Source organism: Ralstonia sp. OTU4908, assembly GCF_038440115.1.
Taxonomy (GTDB): domain Bacteria; phylum Pseudomonadota; class Gammaproteobacteria; order Burkholderiales; family Burkholderiaceae; genus Ralstonia; species Ralstonia pickettii.
This window is the reverse complement of sequence record NZ_JASATD010000082.1, coordinates 1-2,250: the sequence shown is the minus strand read 5'-3', so window position 1 is coordinate 2,250 and position 2,250 is coordinate 1. Positions and strand designations below refer to the sequence as shown.

The window sequence follows — 2,250 nt, the reverse complement described above, 5'->3', positions numbered from 1 at the left end:
TCACCCGTTCGGTGCTCGCCAGCGGCCAGCGCTCCGAGGTTCAGGCGGCGGCTTCGTCGCTCTGCGGGGTCATGCCGGCCTTCTGCATGATGAGTTGATAGGCGGCGTTGGCGTGGCGGCTGGCCGTGAAAACGGCGTTCTTGTCGTTCTTCAGCACCTTCAGCCACGATTGCACATAGCTGGCGTGGTTCTCCAGGCGGGCACCTTCCAAGCCAAGATGGGCCACCACAAAGGCGCTGCCCAGCTCGGCCACCAGTTCTTCAAAGGCGTAGGCTTCAGAGCCGAAGCGGCCGGAGAAGTCGCGGCCCAGGCGCGACTCGTGGCCCGTCCAGTGGGTCAGCTCGTGCAGCGCGACGGCGTAGGCGTTGACCGGCTGGGCGAAGCGCTCGCGGGTCGGCATGTAGATTTCATCCGTCGAGGGGCGATAGAAAGCGCGGGCACCTTCCCAGGTGATGCGGGCACCGGACGCGGCCAGGACGTGCTCGGCTTGGGCAATGGGCTCGAATTCCGGGGTCCCCTCGTTTTCAGTGCAATAACTGGCGGTACGCAAACCCAGCACTGGCGCGGGGGTGGTGTTGGTAGATCGTTGATTCTGTTGGCTTTCCTGTTCACTTCTCAAACGGGTATCGTGGCCTCCCACTAATGGGGTTCACGATGCAGGACTGGCAAACGACGTTTTTGGGGATGCGTGAGCTGCCCCGCGATATCAGTGACTTCGAGATGAAGGCGTTTTTCACCTTCGATGGTGCAGAGCGCGAGGCAATCAATGCGCGCCGGGGTGACGCCCACAAGCTCGGTCTGGCGCTGCATATCGGGTTTTTGCGCATGAGTGGCCGCCTGCTGTATGCCTTTCGGGTGGTTCCCGTCGCCCTGTGGCGCCACTTGAGCGAGGAACTTGGCATTGCCACCCCTGATGTGGCTTCGCTGCGCACGCTGTACGGGCGGGAGAAGACACTGTTCGATCACCAGCAAGTAGCGTGCACGGCCCTTGGTTTTCGGTGGATGCCCTGATCGAAAAGCATTGGGACAGCCCGGTGCACCTGGCAGCCTCGGTCATGAGCGGACATGCCAGTGCGGTGGCAGCTCTTGCGCGGTTCGGCTCTGCTGCCCAGGGTGACCCCATCTATGACGCTGGCGTGCAATTGGGACGTTTGCTGCGAACCGCGTTCCTTGCCGACTACTTTGTTAAGGACGCTTTCAGGAATGAATTGCGCCGGGTGCTCAACCGGGGGGAGGCGGTCAACGCCCTCAAGCGCGCCATTTACACCGGCCGGATCAGCCCGGCACAGGCCAAACGTGTGGACGAAATGCAGGCTGTGGCCGACGCGTTGAGTCTGCTGGCCAACATCGTCATGGCGTGGAACACGTCACAAATGCAGGCTGTTCTGGATCGCTGGTCGAACCGCCGCCAGGCCATTCCGCCGGAACTGATCGGAAAAATTGCTCCCACCAGGCTGGAAAGCATCAACCTGCGAGGCGTGTTCCGCTTTCCTGTTGACCGTTATGCCGACCAAATCCTGCCCTCGCGGCAGGGAGCACCGATAACTGGCACCAACGGATGAAACCGATCACGGTTTGACGCCACGAATCGCAGATTTGAAAGTGAACAGGAAAGTCAATGAAATCAACGATCTACCAACACCACCTCCGCGCCAGTGCTAGCTTTTCGTACCGTCACTTATTGCACTGAAAACGAGGGGACCCCATTCCGGGCGGGTGTCTTCCACTTCCGGCAGGTTCTCGATGTCGGCGACGTTGAACACCCAAAACGGCTTCATCATCGGGATGAACCCGCCTTCGCTGTCGCCTTCGTCAGCGCTGCCGGCGTCCGCGCCCTTCTTGGGCATCATCTTGAAGAAAACGCCCATGACGCCCTTGGAGCCCTTCTTGACGTTCGCGCCCAGCTCCTGCGCCTGCTTGAAGGTCAGCCACTCGTTACGCTCAAGGCCGCGATCAGCAGCAGCACACCACAGCAGCGGGACATTGACGCCAGAGTAAGGGCGCTTGGTCTTGTAGTTGACCGGCATCCCGAACTTGATAGCGTGATCCCACAGCGACTTGTCGCCGTTGGCTGCGCCTTCTTCGATCATGCGAATGATGGCGTTCGTGATGTCTGCGCGGAGATCCATTTTGCTAACCCTTTCAGTCTGGGAAACCGGCTTTTACTGCCCCGGTTTCATCGTTCATCATGGGTTCTATTATATGGGTTAAAGGGTTGACCGTCAACCCTTTTGAGCAGAAAAACAACCC

Annotated in this window: 3 protein-coding genes and 1 pseudogene; 2 read left to right on the top strand and 2 right to left on the bottom strand. The window is 59.9% G+C overall.

Annotation, left to right across the window (positions count from 1 at the left end; translation table 11 throughout):
• Nucleotides 1–40: 40 nt before the first annotated feature.
• Complete coding sequence (locus AAHM38_RS25345) at nt 41–550, bottom strand: ArdC family protein (protein ID WP_182553482.1); 510 nt, start codon at nt 548–550, stop codon at nt 41–43.
• 92 nt (nt 551–642) lie between these two features.
• Between AAHM38_RS25345 and AAHM38_RS25340 the strand changes: the two genes are divergently transcribed.
• Nucleotides 643–1,011, top strand: a complete 369-nt coding sequence (locus tag AAHM38_RS25340; protein ID WP_004637787.1) for a DUF4158 domain-containing protein — start codon at nt 643–645, stop codon at nt 1,009–1,011.
• A pseudogene (locus AAHM38_RS25335) lies at nt 1,005–1,562 on the top strand (Tn3 family transposase); the annotation flags it as partial. The gene AAHM38_RS25340 and the pseudogene AAHM38_RS25335, both read left to right, overlap by 7 nt.
• Before the next feature lie 96 nt (nt 1,563–1,658).
• Here the strand turns inward: AAHM38_RS25335 and AAHM38_RS25330 are convergent.
• The gene (locus AAHM38_RS25330; RefSeq protein ID WP_052421090.1) at nt 1,659–2,129 is read right to left on the bottom strand and encodes an ArdC-like ssDNA-binding domain-containing protein; all 471 of its coding nucleotides are present in this window, start codon (nt 2,127–2,129) and stop codon (nt 1,659–1,661) included.
• Between the last annotated feature and the right edge of the window lie 121 nt (nt 2,130–2,250).